At 72.1% G+C, this 25,932-nt stretch carries 19 protein-coding genes and 5 tRNA genes; 10 read left to right on the top strand and 14 right to left on the bottom strand.

What is annotated here, in order from left to right; genetic code table 11:
* The first annotated feature begins 28 nt into the window (after positions 1-28).
* A complete protein-coding gene (gene purM, locus AC3ET4_RS15630) occupies positions 29-1,096 on the top strand; it encodes a phosphoribosylformylglycinamidine cyclo-ligase (protein WP_431949567.1) in 1,068 nt (355 codons plus the stop codon).
* Between the two features lie 80 nt (positions 1,097-1,176).
* Here purM and AC3ET4_RS15635 read toward each other — a convergent pair whose 3' ends face one another.
* On the bottom strand, positions 1,177-1,488 hold the full coding sequence (locus tag AC3ET4_RS15635; protein ID WP_431949569.1) for a DUF3073 domain-containing protein: 312 nt from the start codon (positions 1,486-1,488) through the stop codon (positions 1,177-1,179).
* A gap of 412 nt (positions 1,489-1,900) precedes the next feature.
* Complete coding sequence (locus tag AC3ET4_RS15640; protein ID WP_431949571.1) at positions 1,901-3,007, bottom strand: Leu/Phe/Val dehydrogenase; 1,107 nt, start codon at positions 3,005-3,007, stop codon at positions 1,901-1,903.
* A 173-nt stretch (positions 3,008-3,180) separates the two neighbouring features.
* Here AC3ET4_RS15640 and AC3ET4_RS15645 point away from each other — a divergent pair, with 173 nt between their 5' ends.
* Together AC3ET4_RS15645 and bldC are read left to right on the top strand one after the other, a co-directional pair.
* Complete coding sequence (locus AC3ET4_RS15645; RefSeq protein WP_431949573.1) at positions 3,181-4,035, top strand: DUF8083 family protein; 855 nt, start codon at positions 3,181-3,183, stop codon at positions 4,033-4,035.
* Positions 4,036-4,517: 482 nt separating this feature from the next.
* The gene (gene bldC, locus AC3ET4_RS15650; RefSeq protein ID WP_003949541.1) at positions 4,518-4,724 is read left to right on the top strand and encodes a developmental transcriptional regulator BldC; all 207 of its coding nucleotides are present in this window, start codon (positions 4,518-4,520) and stop codon (positions 4,722-4,724) included.
* Positions 4,725-5,381: 657 nt separating this feature from the next.
* On the opposite strand, the gene AC3ET4_RS15655 is transcribed toward bldC, so the two are convergent.
* The 7 genes from AC3ET4_RS15655 to AC3ET4_RS15685 form a co-directional block, all read right to left on the bottom strand.
* Positions 5,382-5,456 (bottom strand) — tRNA-Asp (locus AC3ET4_RS15655).
* Between the two features lie 72 nt (positions 5,457-5,528).
* Positions 5,529-9,443, bottom strand: a complete 3,915-nt coding sequence (gene hrpA, locus AC3ET4_RS15660; protein WP_431949624.1) for an ATP-dependent RNA helicase HrpA — start codon at positions 9,441-9,443, stop codon at positions 5,529-5,531.
* A 343-nt stretch (positions 9,444-9,786) separates the two neighbouring features.
* Positions 9,787-9,863, bottom strand: a tRNA-Phe gene (locus AC3ET4_RS15665).
* Positions 9,864-9,867: 4 nt separating this feature from the next.
* A tRNA-Asp gene (locus AC3ET4_RS15670) sits at positions 9,868-9,942 on the bottom strand.
* Positions 9,943-10,271: 329 nt separating this feature from the next.
* Positions 10,272-10,344 (bottom strand) — tRNA-Glu (locus AC3ET4_RS15675).
* Between the two features lie 83 nt (positions 10,345-10,427).
* Complete coding sequence (locus tag AC3ET4_RS15680; protein WP_431949626.1) at positions 10,428-12,014, bottom strand: metallophosphoesterase family protein; 1,587 nt, start codon at positions 12,012-12,014, stop codon at positions 10,428-10,430.
* Between the two features lie 80 nt (positions 12,015-12,094).
* A complete protein-coding gene (locus tag AC3ET4_RS15685) occupies positions 12,095-12,445 on the bottom strand; it encodes a metallopeptidase family protein (RefSeq protein WP_431949628.1) in 351 nt (116 codons plus the stop codon).
* 315 nt (positions 12,446-12,760) lie between these two features.
* On the opposite strand from AC3ET4_RS15685, the gene AC3ET4_RS15690 reads away from it, so the two are divergent.
* The 4 genes from AC3ET4_RS15690 (at position 12,761) to AC3ET4_RS15705 (ending at position 18,117) form a co-directional block, all read left to right on the top strand.
* Complete coding sequence (locus tag AC3ET4_RS15690; protein WP_431949630.1) at positions 12,761-13,303, top strand: hypothetical protein; 543 nt, start codon at positions 12,761-12,763, stop codon at positions 13,301-13,303.
* 213 nt (positions 13,304-13,516) lie between these two features.
* On the top strand, positions 13,517-15,604 hold the full coding sequence (locus AC3ET4_RS15695; RefSeq protein WP_431949632.1) for a DEAD/DEAH box helicase: 2,088 nt from the start codon (positions 13,517-13,519) through the stop codon (positions 15,602-15,604).
* Positions 15,605-15,912: 308 nt separating this feature from the next.
* A tRNA-Lys gene (locus tag AC3ET4_RS15700) sits at positions 15,913-15,985 on the top strand.
* Positions 15,986-16,482: 497 nt separating this feature from the next.
* A complete protein-coding gene (locus tag AC3ET4_RS15705) occupies positions 16,483-18,117 on the top strand; it encodes an ABC-F family ATP-binding cassette domain-containing protein (protein ID WP_431949634.1) in 1,635 nt (544 codons plus the stop codon).
* A 72-nt stretch (positions 18,118-18,189) separates the two neighbouring features.
* On the opposite strand, the gene AC3ET4_RS15710 is transcribed toward AC3ET4_RS15705, so the two are convergent.
* Both AC3ET4_RS15710 and AC3ET4_RS15715 read right to left on the bottom strand, forming a co-directional pair.
* Complete coding sequence (locus tag AC3ET4_RS15710) at positions 18,190-18,750, bottom strand: class IV adenylate cyclase (protein ID WP_431949636.1); 561 nt, start codon at positions 18,748-18,750, stop codon at positions 18,190-18,192.
* A gap of 299 nt (positions 18,751-19,049) precedes the next feature.
* A complete protein-coding gene (locus AC3ET4_RS15715) occupies positions 19,050-19,280 on the bottom strand; it encodes a hypothetical protein (protein WP_431949638.1) in 231 nt (76 codons plus the stop codon).
* Positions 19,281-19,392: 112 nt separating this feature from the next.
* Between AC3ET4_RS15715 and AC3ET4_RS15720 the strand changes: the two genes are divergently transcribed.
* Positions 19,393-20,160, top strand: a complete 768-nt coding sequence (locus tag AC3ET4_RS15720) for a GntR family transcriptional regulator (RefSeq protein WP_431949640.1) — start codon at positions 19,393-19,395, stop codon at positions 20,158-20,160.
* Positions 20,161-20,413: 253 nt separating this feature from the next.
* On the opposite strand, the gene AC3ET4_RS15725 is transcribed toward AC3ET4_RS15720, so the two are convergent.
* Positions 20,414-20,854 carry a hypothetical protein gene (locus AC3ET4_RS15725; RefSeq protein WP_431949642.1) on the bottom strand — a complete coding sequence of 147 codons (441 nt, stop codon included), beginning with the start codon at positions 20,852-20,854 and terminating at the stop codon, positions 20,414-20,416.
* A 109-nt stretch (positions 20,855-20,963) separates the two neighbouring features.
* Between AC3ET4_RS15725 and AC3ET4_RS15730 the strand changes: the two genes are divergently transcribed.
* On the top strand, positions 20,964-21,332 hold the full coding sequence (locus AC3ET4_RS15730) for a hypothetical protein (protein ID WP_431949644.1): 369 nt from the start codon (positions 20,964-20,966) through the stop codon (positions 21,330-21,332).
* Positions 21,333-21,355: 23 nt separating this feature from the next.
* On the opposite strand, the gene AC3ET4_RS15735 is transcribed toward AC3ET4_RS15730, so the two are convergent.
* The gene (locus tag AC3ET4_RS15735; RefSeq protein WP_431949646.1) at positions 21,356-23,344 is read right to left on the bottom strand and encodes a SpoIIE family protein phosphatase; all 1,989 of its coding nucleotides are present in this window, start codon (positions 23,342-23,344) and stop codon (positions 21,356-21,358) included.
* Positions 23,345-23,362: 18 nt separating this feature from the next.
* Positions 23,363-24,043 (bottom strand): class I SAM-dependent DNA methyltransferase, encoded by a 681-nt coding sequence (locus tag AC3ET4_RS15740; protein WP_431949648.1) that lies wholly within the window; start codon positions 24,041-24,043, stop codon positions 23,363-23,365.
* A gap of 309 nt (positions 24,044-24,352) precedes the next feature.
* On the opposite strand from AC3ET4_RS15740, the gene AC3ET4_RS15745 reads away from it, so the two are divergent.
* Entirely contained in the window at positions 24,353-25,921 is a 1,569-nt protein-coding gene (locus AC3ET4_RS15745; protein ID WP_431949650.1) for a hypothetical protein, read from the top strand.
* Positions 25,922-25,932: the final 11 nt, after the last annotated feature.

Raw genomic sequence — 25,932 nt, forward strand, 5'->3', positions numbered from 1 at the left:
GCATTCGACGCAAGGACACAACACAGGCATGTCCGAGAACACCGGTGCCAGCTACGCCGCGGCGGGAGTCGACATCGAGGCGGGCGACCGCGCGGTCGAGCTGATGAAGGAGTGGGTGAAGAAGGCCACCCGCCCCGAGGTCGTGGGCGGTCTCGGCGGGTTCGCCGGCCTCTTCGACGCCTCCGCGCTCAAGCGCTACGAGCGGCCCCTGCTGGCCTCCGCCACCGACGGCGTGGGGACCAAGGTCGACATCGCCCGCCGCATGGGCGTCTACGACACCATCGGCCACGACCTGGTCGGCATGGTCGTCGACGACCTGGTCGTGTGCGGCGCCGAGCCGCTCTTCATGACCGACTACATCTGCGTCGGCAAGGTCTTCCCGGACCGGGTCGCGGCCATCGTCAAGGGCATCGCCGAGGGGTGCGTGCTGGCCGGCTGCGCCCTGGTCGGCGGCGAGACGGCGGAGCACCCGGGCCTGCTCGGCGAGGACGAGTTCGACGTCGCAGGCGCCGGTACGGGCGTCGTCGAGGCCGACCGGCTGCTGGGCGCGGATCGCATCCGTAAGGGTGACGTGGTGATCGCCATGGCATCCTCCGGTCTTCACTCCAACGGGTACTCGCTCGTCCGGCACGTGCTGTTCGACCGGGCCGGCTGGGCGCTGGACCGGGAGGTGCCGGAGTTCGGCCGCACCCTCGGTGAGGAGCTGCTGGAGCCGACCCGGATCTACTCGCTGGACTGCCTGGCGCTGACCCGTACGACCGAGGTGCACGGCTTCTCGCACGTCACCGGTGGCGGCCTCGCCAACAACCTGGCCCGGGTCGTCCCGGACCACCTGCACGCCACGGTGGACCGCTCGACGTGGACGCCGGGTGCGGTGTTCAGCACCGTCGGCGAGCTCGGCGGCGTGGCGCGGCTGGAGCTGGAGAAGACCCTGAACATGGGCGTCGGCATGGTCGCCGTGGTCCCCCAGGAATCGGTGGACGTGGCGCTGACGACGCTGGCCGACCGCGGGCTGGAGGCCTGGGTGGCGGGCGGGATCGTGGAGCGCGGCGATCACGCCGAGGCCGTCGAGCTGACCGGGGACTACGCGGGCTGACCGGTCCGGGACAGCACAAAGCCCGGTCCGGACGGTGCCCGGACCGGGTCAGTGGTCAAGCTGGAACGGAATGTGTTGCGTCAAGCGCGACGACGCTGCGAGGAGGACTGGGACTCGTCGTCCTCGTCGTCGTCCTCGTCGTCGCCGTAGAGATCCGCGTACCGTGCGTACGGGTCGTCTTCCAGCTCGTCGTCATCGTCGTCTTCCTGTACGTCCGGATTGACCGGCAGTGTCGACGATGCGCCCAGCTCTTCGGCCAGACGTGACAGGTCCGTTCCGCCGCTGTTGTACTTCAGCTGGCGGGCGACCTTCGTCTGCTTGGCCTTGGCCCGGCCGCGCCCCATTGGCTCGACCCCCTCAACGTGGGGCTCGACGGCCCCGAGTCTTGACACGCGTTCACGATAGGGAACGGGCCCTCGGGTGAGAGTCCCGGTCCGTAGGACTTCAACGGTACCTGCTTCCGAGGCCGCACGGTACGTCGCCCGCACGACGCGCGTCGGAGCAGGGGCCCGCGATGGCCCCGTCCTGGCTGGTCAGTCGCGATTTTACCTTCTTCCGCCACGGGCTGGCTGCCGGGGCGTGGTAACGGTCGGATGTCCGGCCCGCCGCCCTCGCCGGAAAGACCGGGCGGAGCCGGCCCGACACGCGAGGACGCGGACACCGTACGTCGGGGGCGCCCCGCGGGTGTCCGGTTTGTGATGGAAGACACGCCCCTCGCCGCCATGCGACGGGGGCGCGCAGCGGGGCCGCGGCAGTGCCGAGGCCCCGCGTATCACGAACGATCGCGGACGATCGCGGGACGGTTCAGGGACGCAGCCAGCTCTCCGCGGGGGTGCGCTCCGCCATGCGCTGCTCGGCGAGGCGGTCGGCGGCGGCGGCGGGCGGGACGCCGTCGGCGGCGGCGCGCTCGAAGATCGCCAGGGTGGTGTCGAAGATCTTCGTCGCCTTGGCGCGGGCCCGCTCGAAGTCGAAGCCGTTCAGCTCGTCGGCGACCTGGATGACACCGCCCGCGTTCACGACGTAGTCGGGCGCGTACAGGATGCCGCGGTCGGCCAGGTCCTTCTCGATGCCGGGGTGCGCGAGCTGGTTGTTGGCAGCGCCGCAGACGATCGAGGCGGTGAGGGCCGGCACCGAGTCGTCGTCGAGGGCGCCTCCGAGTGCGCAGGGCGCGTACACGTCCAGCGGCGTACGCACCAGGACGTCAGCATCGGAGACGGCGGTGACCTGCGGGTGGCGGGAGGTGATCCGGTCGACGGCCTCGCCGCGAACGTCGGTGACCACGACCTCGGCGCCGTCCTGGAGCAGGTGCTCCACCAGGTGGTGGCCGACCTTGCCGACACCGGCCACGCCGACCCGGCGGCCGCGCAGCGTCGGGTCGCCCCACTTGGCCTGGGCGGAGGCGCGCATGCCCTGGAAGACGCCCCAGGCGGTCAGCACGGAGGAGTCGCCGGCGCCGCCGTTCTCGGGCGAACGGCCGGTGGTCCACCGCGGCGCGACACGGGAGACGACGTCCATGTCGGCCACATAGGTGCCGACGTCGCAGGCCGTGACGTAGCGGCCGCCGAGCGAGGCCACGAAGCGGCCGTAGGCCAGCAGCAGTTCCTCCGACTTGTCCCGGTCCGGGTCGCCGATGACGACGGCCTTGCCGCCGCCGAGATCGAGACCGGCGAGGGCGTTCTTGTAGGACATGCCGCGGGCGAGGTTGAGCGCGTCCTCGACCGCCTCCTCGTCGGAGGAGTACGTGTGGAAGCGGGTGCCGCCGAGGGCCGGGCCCAGGGCGGTGGAGTGGATCGCGATGACGGCCTTGAGGCCACTGGCGCGGTCCTGGCACAAGACGACCTGCTCATGACCGCCCTGCTCCGACCGGAACAGCGTGGAGACGATGCCGGGTGTCTGACGTACGTCGGTCACTGTGGTGACTCCCGAATGTCCAGAGGTCGCCCTCCGGGTGGGTGGGGGAGGGCCGGTTGGCAGAAGACTAGAACCACCCGGCCCGGAACATGTTCCCAGTGTCGTGGATCACTCCCCGTGCCGGAAGCGACGTGGGACGATGCCAGGGCGGATGCCGTCACGAGGGAGCGGGTGTGGGCTTGTCATCGGTGCTGGTCCCCTACGCGGCGTATCTGCGGGTGTACGAGCCGCTGGCGGCCTTTCCGGAGCCCGACCGCGGTCACTGGTACCGGTACGCCGCCCAGGGCGCGCAGAGGACCGCACAGGACGAGCTGCGGCAGTCGCTGGCCGGCCTGCTCTCGGTCCCGCCCCTCCCGGTCCCGGTCCGGGAGAGCAGCGAGGCGTTCGTCGCCGTCGTGGACGGCGTGACCCACATCTGCCCCTGGCGCACCCGTCTGCGCGGCTGGCTGGCCCTGTCCGATCTGGTCGAGGAGTACCCGGCCCCGGTGGTGGACGCGGTCCTGCCCAGGGTCACGCGCGAACAGGCGGAGGCCGACTTCGCGGCGTGGCGGGCGCAGAAGCCCGAGAACGCCGACGCCCGTCCCTGGATCCGCGGGGCGACCTGGCACGTCCCGGTGCGCTGGTTCGCGCTGTTCGACGACTCCGAGCGGGAGTACGAACCCGCGGGCGCGGGCGAGTCGAAGGAGCCTGTGATGCGGTACCGGACCCCTATGGTGCAGGCGCGACGGCGCACGGCCCGGGCGCTGCGGGTGCTCAAGGATTCACTCGAAGAGGGACCTTTGATCGAGGGCCTGGTAGATGTAGGGCGTTGGCTCGAGGAGTTCCACCCGCGCTCCCTGGTCGAACTCGACTACGGAGGGCTCGTCCACGCCATCGCGCCGGACTCCCTCTCGGGGGACCGGTCGGCCGCGGACGTGGCGGAGGCGCTGGCGGCGCTGCGGGAAGGTGACGACGCCCGGGCCGGTGAGGCGTACGAGCGGCTCACCGGCCGCTGGCGGGCCGTCAGGGAGCTCTTGTACGCCAGCTGAGGGCCCGTCGGAAGCCGGGCATGGGGAGGGACTTTGGTCCTGAGTCCGGCCGACCGGTACCTTTGGCCTAAGCGTGACCTAAAGCACGTTTAGGGGTCTTGCTCTTATCCCCGCCCCCCATGACAATATGGGACATCGGGTCCGGAAGGGCCCCTTTCCACGCGCTCTGGGTGGAATGTCCGGGGTTGTGCGCCCTTGAGGTGGGGCTGTGGCTCGTGGGTTGGCTGTGACTGATCGTCACTCAGGTGTGACTGTCCGTTATGGCCTGGTCCATCGGCTTCCGTCGAGCTTAGACACCTCAGAGGGCAAATCCATCGGTTTGGCCGACACGGCTGGACAGATGGTGTAGTTGTAGTGCCAAGGACAAGCCGTTCGTCCTATTACCGACTCGGCCCGCGTCCGCCATTTCGGGCAACGCGGGTCAAGGTGCAGAATTTAGAGGAAAGAACCGTGTTGGTTCGGTTCTCTCGAGGAGGCCGCTCATGACCGCTCGCACCCCTGATGCCGAGCCGCTGCTGACCCCCGCTGAGGTCGCCACGATGTTCCGCGTGGACCCGAAGACGGTCACGCGCTGGGCCAAGGCTGGCAAGCTCACGTCCATCCGCACGCTCGGCGGGCACCGCCGCTACCGCGAGGCGGAGGTCCGTGCACTGCTCGCGGGCATTCCGCAGCAGCGCAGCGAGGCCTGACCTGAACAAACGGACGTCCATGCGGGGCCCCCAACCCGCCGCGACGTCCGCTCCGAAGGGTCCCTGCCCCCATCAGGGAAGCCCATAGGAACATGATCGCACCGGAGTCCGCCGGCTCCGGTGCGATCTTTTTTGTGTGTGTGATGTGTCGGTCCTGTGAGTGTCGGGGATCCGGTCGTGAGTGCAATTGCACATATTAAATTGACGGCCCCACAGGAGCCCCCAAGTTCCCCCAGCAGCGGATGAGTTCATGTGACTCCTGTCACGCAGCGGTGACTTGTCGCTCTCCGTGGTCGTGCGGTAATGGGACGGCGGCGTTCGCGACACCCGTCGCGCCCTGCGCCCCGGCCCCACCGGGCGGTGCCGCGCGCGCATCGGTGACCGCAGGCCGGATGGGTGCCGGCGGCAGCCGCGGCCGCCTCACGGCCCGTGGGTGCCGGGCCCGGTTCCCCGGGCGTCGCGCTCATGTGCCAGGCGTACCACGCGCCGACGGGCGGCACCAGGGGACCCGCGTCCTCCGCGTCCTCCGCGACCGCTCCCGACTGCCGTCGCGCACGCCGGTCGTCGCCCCCGCCGGCCCTCGCGTACGCCGGCCCACCGCGCGCACGCAGCAAGAAGGCCCGCGTCCTTCGCTGGACGCGGGCCTTGCTTCATGTGCGGTCCTGACGGGATTTGAACCCGCGGCCTCCACCTTGACAGGGTGGCGAGCACTCCAAACTGCTCCACAGGACCAGGTTTCGCGGCCGTTGTTCCCTTGCCGCGATGACGACTGTACAGCAGGTCAGAGGGTGATTGCGAACCCGATCAGCCCCAGGCCTCGTCGAGGGCCTTGAAGATGCGTTTGTCCGAGACCGGGAACGCCGTCCCGAGGGCGTGCGCGAAGTAGCTGACCCGCAGTTCCTCGATCATCCAGCGGATCTCGCGCACCCGTTCGGGGACGGGCCTGCCCGCCGGCTGGGCGGTCAGCAGCTCGGCGTACTCGGCCTGGATCTCACGGACCTTCTCCATGCGCGTGGTGTCGCGCTGGACGCCCGTGGGCATCTGCTGGAGGCGCCGGTCTACGGCCACCAGGTAGCGGAGCAGGTCCGGCAGCCGGTGCACCCCCGAGGCGGTGACGAAGCCGGGCCTAACGAGGGATCCCAGCTGCTCCTTGACGTCCGCCAGGTTCGCGACCAGGGCGAGGCTCTGGGTGGCCTTCAGACGGCGCTCGCAGGCCTGCCAGGCGGCCAGCACCTGGCGCACCTGGGCGACCGTCCTGACGGTCAGCTCGACGAGGTCGGCGCGCACCGAGTCGTACAGCTTGCGGAAGGACTCCTCGTCCCACGCCGGGCCGCCGTGCTCGGTCATGAGCCGGTCGGCGGCCGCGGTGACGCAGTCGTCGAACAGGGCGGCCACCGAGCCGTGCGGGCTGCGCGACAGGGCGAGCTTGTCCTGGTTGGACAGCCGGTCCGCGGCGAACTTCGCCGGGTTGGCGGGGACGTTCAGCAGGATCAGCCGGCGGGTGCCGCGCCACATCGCCGCGGCCTGCTCGGCCTCGGTGTCGAAGAGCTGCACGCCCACGCTCTCGCCCTCGTCGACCAGCGCCGGGAAGGCCTTGACCGGCTGACCGGACCGCCGCGTCTCGAAGGTGCGGGGCAGAGCGCCCACCGTCCACTGCTTCAGCCCTGCGCGCCGCTCGATGCCGATGGAGCCCGCGGCGTCGAAGGCCTTGCTGATCGCGGCCTTGGTCTTGGGCCGGAGCCGCTGCTTGAGCGCCTCCAGGTCCTTGTCCTCGGCCAGTTTGCGGCGGCGTTCGTCGGTCACCCGGAAGGTGATCTTCAGATGCTCCGGGACCCTGGCGAGGTCGAAGTCCTCCGCGGTGACGGGTACGCCCACCATCCGCTGCAGCTCCCGCGCGAGGGTCTCGGGCAAGGGGTCCTGCACGGGGACGACGCGGTCGAGGAAGGCCTTCGCGTAGTTCGGCGCCGGGACGTAGTGGCGGCGGATCGCCTTCGGCAGCGAGCGGATGAGCTCGGTGACGACCTCCTCGCGCAGTCCCGGGATCTGCCAGTCGAAGCCGTCGGGGGTGACCTGGTTGAGCACCTGCAGCGGGATGTGGACGGTCACGCCGTCCGCGTCCGCGCCCGGCTCGAACTGGTACGTCACACGGAACTTGAGCTTCCCCTGGCGCCACGAGTCGGGGTAGTCGTCCTTGGTGACGGCCTCGGCGTTCTCGTTGATCAGCATGGAGTGCTCGAAGTTGAGCAGCTCCGGCTCCTCGCGGCGCTTGTGCTTCCACCACGAGTCGAAGTGCGCGCCCGAGACCACGTGTTCGGGGACCAGGCGGTCGTAGAAGTCGAAGAGCGTCTCGTCGTCGACGAGGATGTCGCGGCGCCGCGCCCGGTGCTCCAGCTCCTCCACCTCGGCCAGCAGCTTGCGGTTGTCGTGGAAGAACTGGTGGTGGGTGCGCCAGTCGCCCTCGACGAGCGCGTTGCGGATGAACAGCTCGCGGCTGGTCTCCGGGTCGATCTTCCCGTAGTTGACCTTGCGGTCGGCGACGACCGGCACGCCGTACAGCGTCACCTTCTCGAAGGCCATGACCGCGGCCTGGTCCTTCTCCCAGTGCGGCTCGCTGTAGGAGCGTTTCACCAGATGCTGGGCGAGCGGTTCGATCCACTCCGGCTCGATGCGCGCGTTGACCCGTGCCCACAGCCGCGAGGTCTCCACCAGCTCGGCCGACATGATCCACCGCGGTGGCTTCTTGAAGAGCGAGGAGCCGGGGAAGACCGCGAACTTGGCGCTGCGGGCGCCCAGGTACTCGTTCTTGTCGGTGTCCTTCAGGCCGATGTGCGAGAGCAGACCGGCCAGCAGCGACTGGTGCACAAGCCGGGTGTCGACCTCGTGGTCGCCCTCGGCGAGGTGGATGCCCATCGTCTTGGCGACCGTGCGCAGCTGGCTGTAGATGTCCTGCCACTCGCGGATCCGCAGGTAGTTGAGGTACTCGGTGCGGCACATCCGGCGAAAGGCGGAGGAGGAGAGCGCCTTCTGCTGCTCGCGCACGTACCGCCACAGATTGAGCAGCGCCATGAAGTCGCTGCTCTCGTCGGCGAAACGGCGGTGCTTCTCGTCGGCCTGCTGCTGCTTGTCCTGGGGGCGTTCGCGCGGGTCCTGGATGGACAGCGCGGCCGCGATGACCATCACCTCGCGGACCACGCCGTTGCGCTCCGCCTCCAGCACCATCCGGGCCAGCCGCGGGTCCACCGGCAGCTGGGACAGCTTGCGGCCGGTCTGTGTGAGCTTCTGCCCGTCGAGCGCGCCGAGCTCCTGCAGCAACTGGACGCCGTCCTTGACGTTCCGGGCGTCCGGCGGGTCGATGAAGGGGAAGCGGGAGACGTCCCCGAGGCCGGCCGCGGTCATCTGCAGGATGACGGAGGCCAGGTTGGTGCGGAGGATCTCGGCGTCGGTGAACTCCGGGCGGGACAGGAAGTCGTCCTCGGAGTACAGCCGGATGCAGATGCCGTCCGCGACGCGCCCGCAGCGGCCCTTGCGCTGGTTGGCGCTGGCCTGGCTGATCGGCTCGATGGGCAGCCGCTGCACCTTGGTGCGGTGGCTGTAGCGGGAGATGCGGGCGAAGCCCGTGTCGATCACGTACCGGATGCCGGGGACGGTGAGCGAGGTCTCCGCGACGTTGGTGGCCAGCACGATGCGGCGGCCCGTAGCCCGCTGGAACACCTTGTGCTGCTCGGCGGAGGACAGCCGCGCGTACAGCGGCAGCACCTCGGTGAAGCGCAGCTGCCGCCTGTTGAGGGCGTCAGCGGTGTCGCGGATCTCCCGTTCGCCGGAGAGGAAGACCAGGATGTCGCCCGGGCCCTCGGCCTGGAGCTCGTCGACCGCGTCGCAGATCGCGGTGATCTGGTCGCGGTCGTCGTCGGAGGCGTCCTGCGCCAGCAGCGGGCGGTACCGCACCTCGACCGGATACGTACGCCCGCTGACCTCGACGATCGGGGCGTCGCCGAAGTGCCGGGAGAAGCGCTCCGGGTCGATCGTCGCGGAGGTGATGACGACCTTGAGATCGGGGCGGCGGGGCAGCAGCTGGGCGAGGTAGCCCAGAATGAAGTCGATGTTGAGGCTGCGCTCGTGGGCCTCGTCGATGATGATCGTGTCGTACTGGCGCAGCTCCCGGTCGGTCTGGATCTCGGCCAGCAGGATGCCGTCCGTCATCAGCTTGACCAGCGTGCCGTCGCCGACCTGGTCGGTGAACCGGACCTTCCAGCCGACCGCTCCGCCCAGCGGGGTCCGCAGCTCCTCCGCCACGCGCTCGGCGACCGTGCGGGCGGCGATCCGGCGGGGCTGGGTGTGGCCGATGAGGCCCCGGACGCCGCGGCCCAGCTCCAGGCAGATCTTGGGGATCTGGGTGGTCTTGCCGGAGCCGGTCTCACCCGCGACGATCACGACCTGGTGGTCGCGGATCGCCTCGAGGATCTCGTCCTTCTTCTGGCTGACCGGCAGCTGTTCGGGGTAGCTGATCGCGGGTATGGCCGTGCGTCGCGCCTCGACCTTCAGCACGGCCGTGTCGATCTCCGCCCCGATCTCGGCCAGCACGGCCGAGCGGGCCTCGGGCTTGCGGATGCGGCGTGCGCCGTCCAGGCGACGGCCGAGGCGGTGCGCGTCGCGCAGGGTGAGCTCGGCCAGTCGCGCGGCGAGCTCGCCGAATGCGGGGGAGGGGGTCTGCGTAGACATACGCGTTCCAGCATCGCATCCGCCGCGCCCGGCGGGCGAACGCATTACGCCGAGCGCCCGCCGTCCCGCAGACCGGACCGGCCCGCTGCGCGGGGCGCGGTGATGCCGGTCACGCCGCCGGCGCCGCGGCGTGACCGCGGGCCGCGCGAGGCCAGTTGCCGCCGCCCGCGGGGCCGGCGGGTGGGACGGGTTCGCGGCCCGCCGTTCGCTGTGCCGTTCGCTGTGCCGGTCGTTGTGCCGGTCAGGGGCCGGTCAGTCAGGGTGGTGAGCAGGGCCACGGCTGCCGGCACGGGTGCTGCGCAGGCAACGCGAAACCCCCGCCGAGGATCTCGACGGGGGTTGCTGGTGGCTGGGGCCGGGGTCGAACCGGCGACCTATCGCTTTTCAGGCGATCGCTCGTACCAACTGAGCTACCCAGCCAGCGCGGTCCTGACGGGATTTGAACCCGCGGCCTCCACCTTGACAGGGTGGCGAGCACTCCAAACTGCTCCACAGGACCTTGCTTCGCGCTTTGTGCGAGAGACAGTCTCCCACACGTTTGTGCGTGCTCCCAACGGGATTCCGCCGCGCTGTGCGAGAGATGGATCGTCGGTGACGTGACTGCCGGTCGATGCTTCTCGGTGACCGGTCGGACACGCACTGGCGGGCCGATCTCGCTGGACCAGCGTATCAGACCGGGAGTGCCGCCACGTACGTGTGACCTGCGGGGCTGCGAGGCCGCGGCACTGGTCGGGGCCGGAGAACGCCCGGAAAACACAGAAGGCAGCGCTGCCGGTGAACCGACCGCACTGCCAACGCGCATGGTCTGCCGGACGAAGCAGACGTATGTGCCCCCAACGGGATTCGAACCCGTGCTACCGCCTTGAAAGGGCGGCGTCCTGGGCCACTAGACGATGAGGGCTGAATGGCCCGCCGGGCGGATCTTCGACACCGTCGGGACGCGTCAGAAGCATATGGGATGCGAGGGGGGAACGCCAAAAGGGTTCATCGACCGCTTCCCGCCGTGGCGGAGGGCCTTGCGGACGGGGTGCCGGAAGGGGAGGAGGAGGGTGCGCCGGAAGGGGAGGGGACGCGGCCCGGCTCCACCTCCTCCGGGAGGTGGCGGGAGACCTCGGCGGTGGACAGCCCGAGCCCGCCGAGGGTGATCTCGTCCCAGGCCTGGAGCGCGTGGGTGTCGCGGTCCAGATAGAGGACGGAGGCCTCCACCTTCTGCGGCGTGTCCCCCTCGACGGCGCGCAGCCCTCCGCCGCCGGTCGTGCCCTGCACCATCAGCCGGCTGCCGTTCTCGAGCACGCCGACGTCGCGGGTGTGGGTGTGGCCGGCGAGGAGCAGGGGGACGAGGCCGTCGACCTGGGCGGCGGCGATCGGGTTGTGGGCCACGGCGATGTCGACCTTGGCGCCCGAGGCGTTCTGCAGCCGGACGGCGTCGGCGAGCCGCTGCCCGGCCGCCCGCTCCGAGGGGTCGCCGACCGCCTCGACGGAGCGGTCCGGGGTGAACTGCGGGTCGCCGATGCCGGCGATGCGCAGTCCCTCGACGACCACCGACCGGCCGTCGTCGACCACGTGGGCGCCCGCACGGCTCGCGACCGCGCGCTGGCTGTCCATGGAGTCGTGGTTGCCGCGGACGAAGACATAGGGCGCGCCGAGGTCCGTGATGGGGGCGGTGAACCCGTTCTCGGCGGCGGTGCCGTGGTCCATCAGGTCGCCGGTGTCGATGATCACGTCGATCTTGTACTCGGTCACCACCGACTGGATGATCTCCCAGGCCGCCGGGTTGAGGTGGATGTCGGAGACGTGCAGCACCCGCAGCGTGGTCGGGTCCGGGGCGTAGGCGGGCAGCGTGGACGCCGCGTCGTACAGCCGGGTCATGTTCGTCACCAGGCGGGCGAGTTCCTGCTGGTAGACGTCGAAGTCGCTGACGATGCTGCGCGCGTTGCCGACGACCGAGGGTGCGCTGCTGAGCAGCCCGGAGAAGCGGGGCTCCAGGACGCTGCGCGGGTTCCAGGTGCCGAAGGCGGTGCCGGCGCAGGCCGCCAGGACCGCGAGGGACAGCCCGCCGACGGCCAGGGCGCGCTTGGGCGTGCGGTAGACGGCGAGGCCGAGGGCGGTGGCGCCGGTCAGCGCCGCCACCGAGGACTGCAGCACGAGTTCGGCCGTGCTGTGCCGCACGTCCGCCGCCACCTCGCTCTGCAGTCCGCTGATCCGCTCCGGGTGCCGTATGAGGTTCCGCGACCGCTCGGGGTCGAGGGTGTCGACGTCCACGACCAGGCGCAGCGGGCCGTCGTGGCTGTCCAGCCGGAGGGAGCCCAGCGGGGAGACGTTGACCTCGGTGTCACCGGTCCAGGACGGGTGCAGCGACATCCGGGTGTTCATCGGGCCGACCGGTTCCTCGATGCCGCCCAGTACCGCCAGGCCGAGCCAGCCGCCCACCAGCGCCACCGCGAGCAGCCCCAGCGCGCCCGGGTACGGGCTGCGGGCGGGGGAGGCGGTGAGCGCGGGGGCGGGCGCTGCGGTCGGGTGGCGGCGCCACAGGTCACGGATACGGGGCACACGAGAGCGAACGCGGACCATTGCCGACGTATGCCCCGGGCCCTCGCGAGGCATGCGCCGCCGGACGGAGTCGCCCGCGTGCCCGCGGGGGTGACCGGGGCTCAGCCCCAGCCCAGTTCGTGCAGGCGCTCGTCCTCGATGCCGAAGTGGTGCGCCACCTCGTGGACGACGGTCGTGGCGACCTCCTCCACGATCTCCTCCTTGGTGCCGCACATGCGCAGGGTCGGACCGCGGTAGATCGTGATCCGGTCCGGCAGGACGCCGGCGTACCACTCCCCGCGCTCGGTCAGCGGCGTTCCCTCGTACAGGCCCAGCAGTTCCGGATCGGAGGGGTCGGGCTCGTCCTCGACGAACACCGCCACGTTGTCCATGACGCGGGCCAGTTCCGGCGGGATCCGGTCGAGCGCGTCGCTGACCAGTTCCTCGAACGCTTCGCGTGACATCTCCAGCACACCGCCATTGTCCGGGACGGACGGCCGTTCGGGCAGGGTCCGACGCGATTCCGTGCCGGGCGTGCCGAAGGGCGGCGCGGCGGCATCCGTTCGGCGGACGTCCGCGTGGCCCTCTCGCGGCCGTCCGGCGCCGGGCGGCCATCGCGCTGCCGCGCCCGCCCCGCGTGCGGGCGTGTCCCCGGGGGCCGTGCGCCCGTTGGGCAGCACGGAACCGGTCCCGCGACGACCCCTCGCCGGCGCACCGGACCATCCGGACCTCAAGACCGACCGGACCTCCGCTGTCACCGTCCAGCCCGATCCACCAGAGGTGCCCACGTGACCCCTGCCCCCGCCCGTGCGCGTACGGCGGCCGTGCTGCTCCTGCCCGTGCTCGCCCTGGGCTCCCTGACCGGCTGCGTCAGTGTGGGCGGCGCGGGAGGCGACGCCCGGCCGAAGGAGGTCTCCTCCGGTGTCGCCGAGGCGGCAGCCGGCGGTTCCGGGGGGACCTGGCAGGAAGGCGGGGTGGTCGTGCCCGGCGGCGGTCCGGGCGGGGTGGAGGGACGGCCGGGGGCACTGCGGCCCGCCGCGGGTTCCCCCTCGGTGTCGGCGGAGGAATCGGTGCCCGGGCCGACGCAGGGTCCGGGGCGTTCCCCCGGCGTGAAGTCCCCGGTGCGCCCCTCGTCGCCGGGGCAGCCCTCGCAGTCATCGCCCCCGTCGGACCGGCCCTCGGCGACGTCCTCGCCCGGCGACAGCTCCCCGCCGCCGTCCGGGGGCGGTTCGCCCGAGCCGTCGCCGTCCAGCGCGCCCTCGGCGAACGGCGCCGCGGGGGGAGCGGGGGAGCCGGGAGCGCCGGGAGAACCGGGGGAGAGAGCGGCATGAGGGCGGTGCCAGGGCGGCGTGAGAGGACCGAATTGGCCAAAGCGGTCTCGTATGCGTATGCTGGTAGATCGTTTGATCCCTTGCCCGGCGCCGAACCCGAGACGCGCCGCGTTGGCGCGTTCCTTTTCTCCTGTGGCTGACCGCATCGAGGCGGTTGTAAGCAACCTCCGGAGCTGGCGCGTGCCGAAATCTCCGAGAGGTTTTAGCTTCAGCATGTCTATTGACACTGCCGACCGTTCCGCCATGCCCATCGACATCGACGGCGCCGACGAGGCCGTCACCGTCACCGAGGAGCAGACCGCTCCCGAGACCCCCACCGTGACCTTCGGCGACCTCGGTCTGCCCGAGTCGATCGTCCGCAAGCTGGCGCAGAACGGGGTCACCACCCCCTTCCCGATCCAGGCGGCGACGATCCCCGACGCCCTGGCGGGCAGCGACATCCTCGGTCGCGGCCGCACCGGTTCCGGCAAGACCCTCTCCTTCGGTCTGCCGCTGCTCACGTCCCTGGCCGACGGCCACACCGAGCGCAAGCGCCCGCGCGGCGTGATCCTCACCCCGACCCGCGAGCTGGCGATGCAGGTCGCGGACGCGCTGCAGCCGTACGGCGACGTGCTCGGCCTCAAGATGAAGGTCGTCTGCGGCGGCACCTCCATGCAGAACCAGATCTACGCGCTGGAGCGGGGCGTCGACATCCTCGTCGCCACCCCCGGCCGGCTGCGCGACCTGATCGAGCGCGGCGCCTGCTCGCTGGACCAGGTCCGGATCGCCGTCCTCGACGAGGCCGACCAGATGGCCGACATGGGCTTCCTGCCCGAGGTCACCGAGATCCTCGACCTGATCCCGCAGGGCGGCCAGCGGCTGCTGTTCTCCGCCACGCTGGAGAACGAGATCGACACCCTGGTCAAGCGGTACCTGAAGGACCCGATCACGCACGAGGTCGACCCCTCGGCGGGCGCGGTCACCACGATGACCCACCACGTCCTGGTCGTGAAGCCGAAGGACAAGGCCCCGGTCACGGCCGCCATCGCCGCCCGCAAGGGCCGCACCATCATCTTCGTCCGCACCCAGATGGGTGCCGACCGCGTCGCCGAGCAGCTGCGCGAGGCGGGCGTCAAGGCCGACGCCCTGCACGGTGGCATGACCCAGGGCGCCCGCACCCGCACGCTGGCGGACTTCAAGGACGGTTACGTCAACGTCCTCGTCGCCACCGACGTCGCGGCCCGCGGCATCCACGTGGACGGCATCGACCTGGTCCTCAACGTGGACCCGGCCGGCGACCACAAGGACTACCTGCACCGCTCGGGCCGCACCGCCCGGGCCGGCCAGTCCGGCACGGTCGTCTCGCTCGCCCTGCCGCACCAGCGCAAGCAGATCTTCCGTCTGATGGAGGACGCTGGCGTCGACGCCTCGCGCCACATCGTGGGCGGGGCGGGGGCGTTCGACGAGGACGTCGCCAAGATCACCGGCGCCCGGTCGCTGACCGAGGTGCAGGCGGACGCCGCGGGCAACGCGGCCCAGCAGGCCGAGCGCGAGGTCGCCGACCTCACCAAGTCCCTGGAGCGCGCGCAGCGGCGGGCTGCCGAGCTGCGCGAGGAGGCCGACCGCCTCACGGCGCGTGCCGCCCGTGAGCGCGGCGAGGACCCGGAGGCAGCCGTGGCCGCCGCCCAGGCCGAGGCCGCCGAGGCGGTCGCCGCCGCGGCGACCACCGCCGCCCCGGCCGCGGAGGCGTCCGCGCCGGAGCAGCGCGGCTTCCAGCGCCGCGACGACCGGGGCAACTACGAGCGCCGCCGTGACGACCGTCGCGACGACCGCCCGTCCTTCCGGGACCGGGACCGGGGTGAGCGCGGGTACGAGCGCCGTGACGACCGTCCGTCGTACAACCGCGACCGCCGCGACGAGCGCCCCTCGTTCAACCGCGACCGCCGTGACGACCGTCCGTCGTTCAACCGCGACCGCCGTGACGACCGTCCGTCGTACAACCGCGACCGCCGCGACGAGCGGCCCGCGTTCAACCGGGACCGTGACCGCGACCGTGGATTCGACCGCCGTGACGACCGCCGTGACGACCGTCCGGCGCGTTCGTACGACCGCCGTGACGACCGCCCGGCCCGCTCCCCCGAGTCCCGTGACCGGCACTTCGGTGGGGACCGCCCCTTCAACCGGGACCGCCGTGACGACCGTCCGTCGTACAACCGTGACCGCGACGCCAACGACCGCCGCCCGTACGGCCGTCGTGACGACCACCGCCCCGGGGGCTTCGACCGCCGTGCGGACAAGCCGCGCTGGAAGCGCAACGGCTGACCTCAGCTGAACGGCAGAGCCCGGCAGACGCCCCGTCTGCCGGGCTCTGCCGTGTCTCCGGCCGCATCGCGGCCCCTGGGCCCGCGTGGGCGGCCCTCGCGGGACGGCGAGGCGGCGTCGGCGCCGCCACGCCCGGGCGTCCGCGCCCGGCGCTCCACCGAGGCCTCGAGGGCTCCCGCGCCCGGCGCGGGCGACACCCCCAGGCGACACCATCGGGCTGCCCTCCCCGCCCCTCGCCGGGGTGGCCGCGCCGTACTGGCCCAATGCGCTCGGAGTCACGGCCGTCGTCCGGCTATGCTGCGGGGTGCGGGCCGTTAGCTCAATTGGCAGAGCAGTGGACTTTTAATCCATTGGTTGTGGGTTCGAGTCCCACACGGCCTACGGAAGAGGCCCAGGTCAGAGGACAGCTGACCTGGGCCTCAGGCGTTTCGGGATCGCTGGCTCAACCGGTGCTCGCCCGAAGTGCACGGTTCGTCAGGCGTCGCGCGGAGCGCTCCGGGGTGCCTCGCGGGACTTTTGAACGGCCGCACAGAGGGCGCCATCGGTGTGGCGCGCCCCCTCCCTGAGCACGCACGCCCCGACCTGGACCGAACGAATCAGGACGGTCCTCGGCGAAATCGAGGCGCGCCGACCCCATCCCCTCGGATAGCGTCGCCCCTCGCAGCGCGCACAGCACTGGAGCCTGCGGATGTCACAGGTCAGTGTGCGCACTTCGCTCCGTGACCGCCGCCCGCCGTGCTCACAGTGATCATCGTGTCGACGTCCGCTCAGGCCGTGCTGATCGTGCCCGGGACCGTCCCGCCGGCATCGCCCGCGGCAGTCACGGACCGACTCGACCACACGTCGGCGACCGCGACTTCGTAAGGAGCACTCACACCGTGGCCCAGCTTCGCTGTACCGGCATCACCTATGCCCACGGCGCTCTCACCGTGTTGGACGGAGCGGATCTGGCGGTCTCGGCCGGAGAACGCGTGGGGATCGTCGCCCCGAACGGAACCGGGAAATCCACCCTGCTGCGGATAGCCGCGGCTGAGCTGCTCCCCGACAGCGGCAGCGTGACCCGCGCGCCGGCCGATGCCACCGTCATCCGCCTCGACCAGGAGCGGGACATGCGCGACGGTGTGCCGCTGAGCGACTATCTCGTCCGCCGCACCGGTGTGGCGCAGGCGCAGCAGGACCTCGATGCCGCGATCCGTCTGCTCCAGCGGCAGGAGCCCGGAGCGGACGACGCCTACGCCCAGGCGTGGGACCGTTGGCTCGCCCTGGGCGGAGCCGATCTTCCCGAGCGCGCCGCCGATGTAGCGGCCGATCTGGGTGCGCGACTCGACGCCAGAGCCACCGCCGAGCTGTCCGGCGGGCAGCGGGCCCGGCTGGCGCTTGCCGCCGTACTGCTGGCTCAGCCGGACATCCTCCTGCTGGACGAGCCGACCAACGACCTGGACGACGACGGCCTGGCCCGGCTGGAGCAGCACATCAGGCACAGCCGGGCAGGCATCGCGCTGATCAGCCACGACCGGGCCTTCTTGGCGGCGACCGTGGACAAGGTCGTGGAACTGGACGAGTTCACCCGCCGCACCAGCGAGTACGGCGGCGGCTGGGACAGCTTCGTCACCGAACGCGCCGCCGCGCGCCGGCGTGCCGTCGAGGCCTACGCCGCGTACGAGGCCTCCCGGCAGCAGATGACCGGCGCCGCACGCACGCAGCGGGAGTGGGCGCGGCAGGGAGCGGCCAGAGCGGTCGATCCGCGACGTCAGCCCGACGGCGACAAATTCCGCAAGGCCTCCCGGCTCGCCGGAGCGCAGAACACCGGTGCCGCCGCCGCCAAGGCCGAACGCGCCGTGCAGCGCCTTGACGCGGCCGCCCCCGAACAGGTGAGGGAACCCTGGCGGCTGCAGTTCACGATCGCCCGGGCAGGCGCCCCTTCCGGTACCGCGCTGTCGTTGCACCAGGCGGTCGTCCACCGCGGGTCCTGCCGGCTGGGACCCGTCACCCTTGACGTCGGCTTCGGCGAGCGGCTGCGCATCGCCGGACCCAACGGCAGCGGCAAGACGACCCTGCTCGGCGCCCTGCTCGGTCGGGTTCCGCTGGTGGCGGGCACTCAGCACACCAGCACCGCCGCCCGGCTCGGCGAGATCGACCAGGCGCGAGCCGTGCTGGACTCGGAGCGGTCCTGCGCCGACATCGTCGGCGACGCAGCCGGACTGGACACCACCGAGACCCGCGCGCTGCTGGCCAAGTTCAGGCTCGGACGGGACCTGGCGCTGCGGCCGGCCGCGTCGCTGTCGCCGGGCGAACGGACCCGGGCCGGCCTCGCGCTGCTGCAGGCCCGAGGAGTCAACTGCCTCGTCCTCGACGAGCCCACCAACCACTTGGACATCGAAGCGGTGGAACAGCTGGAACAGGCCGTTGCCTCGTTCAGCAGCACGCTGCTGCTGGTCACACACGACCGGCGGCTGGCCGACGCCGTCGGTGTCGACCGTACGGTCGACACCGGTGACTACCGGCAGCTGTAGCGAGTCCCGCACGGAACAACGGAATCGCACCTGTCCAGGCGTCACCCGGACGTGGCCCTTCGGCGCTTCGGCTCAGCGGGGGAGCGCGGCCTCCTCCTCGAACCGCAGGTCGGCGATGGAGCCCAGGTCGATCCCGTAGTGGCGGTAGACCCTTGTGGTGTTCATGGAGGTGAGCTGACCGCGGTCACAGCCGAGGGCATCCGCCGCCGCCCACACCTGGGCCTCGTCGTCGGCCTCGATCTCCAGGTACGGCGGGATCAGGGGCCACTCGTCCAGCTCGAGCCGAACCGCGCCGAGGGTGAAGGAGGTGCGGCGGTTCTCCTGGTAGGCACGCGGCGTCAGGCCGGTGAGGCGCAGGAGTTCCGCGGCCTCTTCGAACGAATCGACGGTGACCTCGGTCTCGTGGGTGCCGTCGACGGCGTCCGTGCGGATCTCCTTCACGCACAGGGTGGCGCCGGTGCCGGTGTCCCGCAGGCGCACCCAGCGTCCGGGCACGGCGGGGACGGTGTCGTACACATAGCGGCGCATGAGGCGCGGCGGAGCCACCTCGGTCCCGCCTGCCGCGAGGATGAGCCGGGTGGCCTCCCCGAGGTCGATGTCGAGCAGCTTCGCCTCGTACTCGATGCCTGCCATGGGTCTCTCCGATCGATGGTCGCTGACCTCTGAACGACGGTGCCGCGTCCGCGGAACGGGGTGGCCGCTGTGTTCCGGGCGATCTGCCCTCATCCGGATCTCGCCGGCGGGCTGTCCGGCCTTCCACGGCAGGATCCCGTGCGCGGTCGTGCACGGACGGCACGCGTAACGGGCCCAGTCGGGGCCGACTCCGGTCGGGATGACGGCGACGAGCACGGCGGTCCCGCCCGCGGTCCAGTCGCGGTGCCAGGCGCACCACTGACGGGGGGCGGCGGGCGGGGGCGGGGGCTGGCACCTGCTCATGGCGCGTCGGTGATCAGGGCCCATGCCCGCTCGCCGTCGGCCGTCCAGTCGTGGCCGTAGTCGTCGGCATCCGCGAGGGCGGCCAGAAGGAACGACCGGCGGGTCTCGTCCATCACCACGGGGATGGCGACGGTCAGGCGGACACCGTCCACGTCCTCGGTGCGTTCGACTTCCGTGCCGGCGGCGGCGAAGAGCCGGGCGGCGATGCTCTCGATGCGTGGACGCATGGGTGCCTCTTGGTCATTGGTCGATTGCGGAGCGTAGTCCTAATCGCTTAGCTTGCACCTGAGCGATTAGATTTGTCAATGGAGCCGCCACCCGATCACCGCCGGAGACCCGATGCCACGCACACCGGCCTCATATCTGCCGATCGCCGAAGCCCTGCGCGCCCGGATCGCGGCGGGAGACTGGCGGATCGGCGACCGACTTCCCTCCCGTGCCCAGCTCGCCGCCGAGTACGGCGTCAGCGCCATGGTGATGCAGCGGGCGCAGGAACGGCTCATCATCGAGGGCCTCCTGGAGGGCCGAGCCGGATCCGGCACCTACGTCCGGGTCCCCCGTGAGCGCCTGCGCATGGTCCGCTCCCGCCATCGTGAACAGCGCGGCGGCAGCCCGTTCCGTGCCGACATGAAGGAGAGGGGCAAGTCCGGGACCTGGGAGTCCCACTCGCAGGCCCGTGTGCCGGCGCCGGAGGGGATCGCGCGGCGCCTTGCCGTCCAGCCCGGCGACCCGTGCGTCCACACGCGGTACGAGTTCCTTGCCGACGGCATGCCGGTGCAGCTGTCGAGCAGTTGGGAACCGATGGCCGTCACCGACGGCACTCCGATCGTGCTCCCCGAGATGGGGCCGCTCGCCGGAATGGGCGTCGTGGAGCGGATGCGCACCATCGGGGTGCGGATCGGCACCGCCGTCGAGGTCCCGCGCCCGGGCCGGGCGACGCAGGAAGAGGCCAATCTCCTCGGCATCTCCGTCGGCGACCTGCTGACGCGCATCGAGCGGACGTACTACGACACGGACTGCCGGCCGGTCGAGACCGCGGACATCACCGTGCCGGACGTGCGCTGGGAGATCGCCTACGAGATCCCGATAGAGCAGCCCGAGGCCTGATCCCTGACGCCTGCGAGCGCCCCGGCCGCCCTTGCGGGCACCGGGGCGCTCGTCGGCGTCCGGGTAGGCGTACCGGGCCGCTGCGGGCTTGCGCCGCGCCTGTGGGGCGGCGCAAGCGGCGCGAGGGTGTGCGAGGGGCGGTCGCGCCGGTTGTGCGCCCTCGCCGCGCCGCCCCTCGGCCTGCCGCCGGCCCCCGGCCGGAGTCCGTCCGGACGGGGGAGCCGAGGGATCGCGGGTAGTGGATGACGGAATGTCAGGACGTGCAGAAGTCGAGGCGTTTGAGGGCCTCGTTGATGGCCTTGCCCTGGGACTCGGGGAGTTCGTTGCCGTGGTAGGTGAAGCGTCGGGCGGCCTCCGCGTCCGCCTCGGGGCTGTTGCTGTTGATGGCGCCGCACTGGTTGCGGGCGGCCTCGATGGCCTTGTCGGGGTCCTTGGCGAAGTCGGGGTTGATGGCCTGCAGTGCCGCGATGAGCGCGGCCCGCTCGGCCCCCGTGGGGGCGTCCGGGATTCCGGCCGCGGCCAGGGCGTCGCCTTGGTCGGCCTGGTCGGCGCGGTCGGCCTGGTCGGCCGGGGACTGGGAGGCGGCGGGGGCTTCGGGCGCCGCGGCGGTGGGTTCCTTGGCGGACCCGCAGCCGCTGAGGGCCGTCCCGGCGACGGCGAGCAGCAGGGTGGCGGTGATGATGCGTGTGCGCATGCCGGGATTATGGCGGTTTATTCCCTCTCGGAGGGTGCAGGCGGTGCGTTCCGCGGCGGGAGTGACCCGGATGATGGCTGCGACACCCGCACGCCCTCCAGGGAGAAACATGCGCGCTCACCTCATCACGTCGATCCTCGCGGCCGTCCTAGTCGGCGGCCTCGCCGCGTGCAGCGGAGCCACGCAGCCGTCGGCCGCCGACAGCCCTGCCCGGACCCCGACCTCCACCGCGACGCCGACCGGGGCGAACGCCGACACGGCCGTTCCGCGAGAGAACCTGCCGATGCCCGAACTGATCGGCGGCAACGTCAGCCGTGCCGTCGAGCAGATGGGGCCGGACACGCAGGTGCGGATCTCCGACGCCGCCGGTGAGCACCGCCCGATCGAGGACCCGTCGGTCTGGAAGATCTGCACCGCGGTCAGGAACCCGGAACAGGTCGTCCTGCTCGGCGCGGTGATGACGGACGAGCGCTGCTGACCCGCTAAGAGGTCGCGCGACCTCTAAGCCTGGGCGGTGCCGCAGCGGAGGGTCTCGTCGGGAATGGGGAGTTCGAACCACACGACCTTGCCCGTGCCCAGGCGGCGGGCGCCCCAGTGGGCGGCGAGGTGGTCGACGACGTACAGGCCGCGGCCGGCCTCGTCCTGCGGTCCGGCCCGGCGGACCCGGGGGACCAGGGGTGAGTCGTCGCCGACCTCGCACCGCAGCACGTCGGTGCAGAGGAGGCGCAGCGTGATGGGGCGGGATGCGAAGCGGACGGCGTTGGTGACCACCTCGCTGACGAGGAGTTCGGTCGTCTCGAGCATCGGGTCGAGGCCCCAGCGGTGCAGGGCGCGGCGGGTCAGGCGGCGGGCGTGGCACGAGGTCTCGGGCTGCGGGGCGAGGTACCAGTAGGCGACGCTGTGCGTGGGGAAGCCGTCGAAGCGCGCGGCGAGCAGTGCGATGTCGTCGTCACGTGAGCCGCCGGGGCCGAGGTCGCCGAGTGCCTGGTCGCACAGGGCCTCGATCGGCGGCGGGACGAGGTCGCGTCCCGGGGTCTGGATGCGGGCGAGCAGCTGCTCGACCCCGGTCCAGATGTCATGGCCGCGGGACTCGACCAGGCCGTCGGTGTAGAGCAGCAGCGTGGCACCGGTGGGCGCGGGCAGTTCGACGGTCTCGAAGTCCACGTCGCCGACGCCGATCGGCGCGCCCGCGGGCACGGGCAGCACCTCGCCCTTGCCGCCGGGGAGGAGGACGACCGGCGGCAGATGGCCGGCGTTGGCTATCAGCAGTCGGTGCGAGATGGGGTCGTACACCGCGTACATGCAGGTGGCGATGTGCTCGATGCCCAACCGCTGGGCCTGTTCGTCGAGATGGTGCAGGACCTCGTCCGGGGACAGGTCGAGCCCGGCGAGGGCCTGCACGCTGGTGCGGAGCTGGCCCATGATCGCGGCGGAGGTCATCGAGTGCCCCATCACGTCGCCGACGACCAGCGCGACCCGGCTGCCGGGCAGCGGGATGGCGTCGTACCAGTCGCCGCCCACCCGCGCGGACTCCGAGGCGGGCAGGTAGCGGCTGGCCAGCCGGACCCCGGTGGGCTCCGGGAGGGAGGCCGGGAGCATGGTGCGTTGCAGCGTGTCCGCGACGGACGCCTCGTGGCCGTACATCAGCGCCTTGTCGGCGCCGAGCGCGGTGTGGGTCGCCAGTTGCGAGGCGACCAGCAGGTCGTCGGAGGTGAAGGGGGACCGCTCGGGCCGGCGCAGCAGGGACAGGGTGCCCATCAGGCGGTCGCGGCCGTGCAGCGGGGCGATGATCAGGCGGCGGCCGGGCGGCAGCGTGTCGGGCGGGTCGGCCACCGGCCCGAGCAGTTCCCGGGCGGCGGGCGCGATGCCGGGGGCGTCGCCGAAGACCGGGCGGCCCTCCCGCAGGAACTGTGTGAGCCGGCCGGTGGTGCTCAGCGTCACGTACTCCGAGATACCGGGCGCTCCCGGGTGACTGACGCACCGCAGCGCCATCGGCGGCGGCTTCGGCGCGGGGGCCGGCGTGTCCGGCCACGGCACCCCCGGAGGGGGCCGCTCCGGGTCGCGCGGCCGTGTGGGGTGCAGGTGCAGGACGACGGCGTCCGCGGTGTCCGCGGTGTTCGAGGCGTCCTTGCGCTCCCCGGTGTTCGCGCTGTGCCCGCTGTTCCCGCTGCGCCCGCTGCGCCCCTGCTCCCGGCGCTCCCGGCTCTCCACGCCCTCCCAGGTCGGCAGGGGGTCGTGCAGATGGACGTAGATCGCGTCGGCGAAGGCGGGTACGGCCGCCGTGTCCAGCTCGCGCAGCGTCTCGTCCAGATCCATGCCGGCGGCGATGCGCCGGGTCGCCGCGTCGAGGTAGCGCAGCCGGTCGGTCTGCGGCTCCCCGGGAGGGCGGGGGGCGTCGGCGTCCCGGGGCCACGGGGCGGCACGCTCGGGCGGTTCCGCCCCGCCCGCGGCCGGGCCGGGGTCTCCGCCGGAGGTGCCGTGCCGCGCCACGTCCTCGTCCGTCCCGCCTCAGCCGATCCGCCGGCAGCAGAGGAAGACCTGTTCCTCCGGCGGTACGTCGCTGAAGGCCGGGGCGTAGGTGTACGAGAACTCCTTGACGATCTCGAAGCCGCCCGACTCGATGACGTGCAGCAACTCCTCCCGCAGGTAGCCGGAGACGCGGATGGTGCAGCCGAGGAACGGGATGGCGAAGTCGTCCACGTCGGCCTCCACCATCGACAGGGCGAACAACCCGCCCGGGGTGAGCAGCTGATGGATCGTGCGGAGGGCGTGCGGGATCTCCGCACGCGGCAGCATCAGCAGGGAGAAGAAGGCCGCCACGGCGTCGAAGCGGCCGAGCGCGACCGGACCGCCGGGGCGCAGGTCGGCGACGTCCAGCTGGTGGAAGGTGGCGTCCGGGACGTAGGTTCGGGCGAGTTCGAGCATGCCCTCGGACAGGTCGATGCCGACGACGTCGAACGCCGCGTCGCTCAGCTGCCGGGCGGTGGGGAGGCCCGTGCCGCAGCCGAGGTCCAGCACGCGTGACCCGGCGGGCAGGGTGTCCACGAGCCACACGCCCGCGGAGCGCTGCCCCTCCTTGTGCGGGAAGGCCTCGTCGTAGCGGTCGCCGATGGCGTCGAAGGCCTCGGCCTGGCCGCTCCGGTCAGGTCGGCCGCTCTCGTAACCGCGCCAGACGGACGTGTCGATCACGAAGAATCCCTTTCGTGCTTGTCCTCAATTATCCCATGCAGTCCTTTTGTCGCCTCCCGGTGCTCCACGTCCCCTTCGTCGCGTCAGTGGCGCCGTCTCCCGGAGGTCACCGGTGGCCACTTCGGGCATCCGGCGCATCTCCTTCCGCGGGTACGGGCGGCACTACGGTGCCGGCGGTACGGACGGGGCGCGTGCGCCGCGCCGTACCGCGCCCGTATCGTGGGGCCACCGCGAGCACACCGGCCCAGGGCCGCTCCGCCGCGCGTACGCCGCCGACGCCCACCGCACTTGCCAGGAACCGGACCTCATATGACCGCATCCTCCGTGCACAGCACCGCCGACCTCTCCTCCCTCGCCGCGGGGACGCGCGACGACCTGCGCGCCTACGCCGAGCTGGGGGGCTTCACGCTGACTGCCGACACCCACGCCTGGTACGCCGCCGCGGACACCGTCGCCGGTCCCGAGGAAGCCCGCGCGGCCTCCACCGTCCTCGCGGAGCTGCGCAACCGCGACCTGCCCGCGCTGACCACCGCCGCACGCCGCCTGGGGGAGGCCGAGGCCCTGGGCATCGAAGCGCCCCGCACGGTGGCCGAGTGCCGCACGGCGGTGTCCCTGCTGATGCGGGTACGGCAGACGCTGCGCACGCTGAGCGCCGACGCGTACGACGTCGCCGAGGCCGAGTTGGACGAACTGGTCGCCGCGACCGCCCGAGGCGCCTGGCGCCGGCAACGCGGGGTGAAGGTCGGCTGGCTGCGCCGCCGGTCGCTGCGGGGACGTGCGCGCGGGCTCGTCTCCGGACGCCAGCGGCGCGACGCCGTGCACACCGCCCTGGCCTCAGCGGCGACCGAGCGCACCGACTGGGCCGCCCTCGGCGGCAGCGGCCGCCCGGCCGTCCCCGCGGACGCCGACTTCCTCGACGAGGCCTCCCAAGCCGCCGAGGCCGCCGCCACCGGGCTCACCGAACTGGGCCGCCTGCTGCGCCCCGACGCGGCGCTGGACACTCTGCCCTTCGACGAACTCGCGCGGCTTCTCGACCGCCTGGCCGCGGACGAGGGCACGCTGTACAGGCTGCCCAACCTCAAGGCCACCCGGCAGCGCCTGGAGGAGAGGGGCCTCGGCACGCTGCTCGCGGAGCTGACGGAGCGCCGGGCGGACGCGGCGGAGGTCGGCGCGTTGCTGGTCGAGGCGGCCGAGGCGGAGACCCCGGCCGTCCCTGAGCCGCGCGTGACGTCCGACGCGGAGGAAGAGCCGGAGGGCGAGGGGCAGCCGACGCAGGAGGCGGAGGACCAGGCGGAGCCGGCGCCAGCCGCGGAGGCTCCGGCCGCCGAGCCCGAGGCGGTCACCGCCGAGGCGGAGGCTGCTTCTCCTGCGCCCGAGGCCGCTCCTGTCGAGGCCGAGCCCGTGGTTCACGCGTCGGGGGCGGAGGACGTGCGGGCGCTCGAGGTGGTCGCTCCTGCGGAGCACGAGCCGGACGCGGTCGTCGCGCCCGCGCCCGAGCCGGAGGCGGTCGTCGCGCCCGCGCCGGAGCCGGAGGCGGTCGTCGCGCCCGCGCCCGAGCCCACGCCCGAGCCGGAGGCGGTCGTCGCGCCCACGCCTGAGCCGGTCGCGGCGCCTTCCGAGCCGGTCGCGGCGTCCGGGCCCGCAGCGGCGAAGAAGCCGCCCCGGCGGCCGCGGAAGCCGAAGATCACGCCGGGTCAGGCCGTGACGGCGTACTCGGCGAAGGAGCTGGCGGCGCTGGTCCGGTGGATCGACAGCGACGGCGAGGAGCGCTCGGACGACGCGCTGCTGCGCGCCGCGATGAAGGAGCTCGGCTTCGCCCGGCTGGGCCCGCGCATCAAGGAGGCCCTGGGCGCGGCCGTGGCCGAGGTGCGCGGCTGACGGGGCCGCGC

It is taken from the genome of Actinacidiphila sp. bgisy167 (assembly GCF_057707665.1).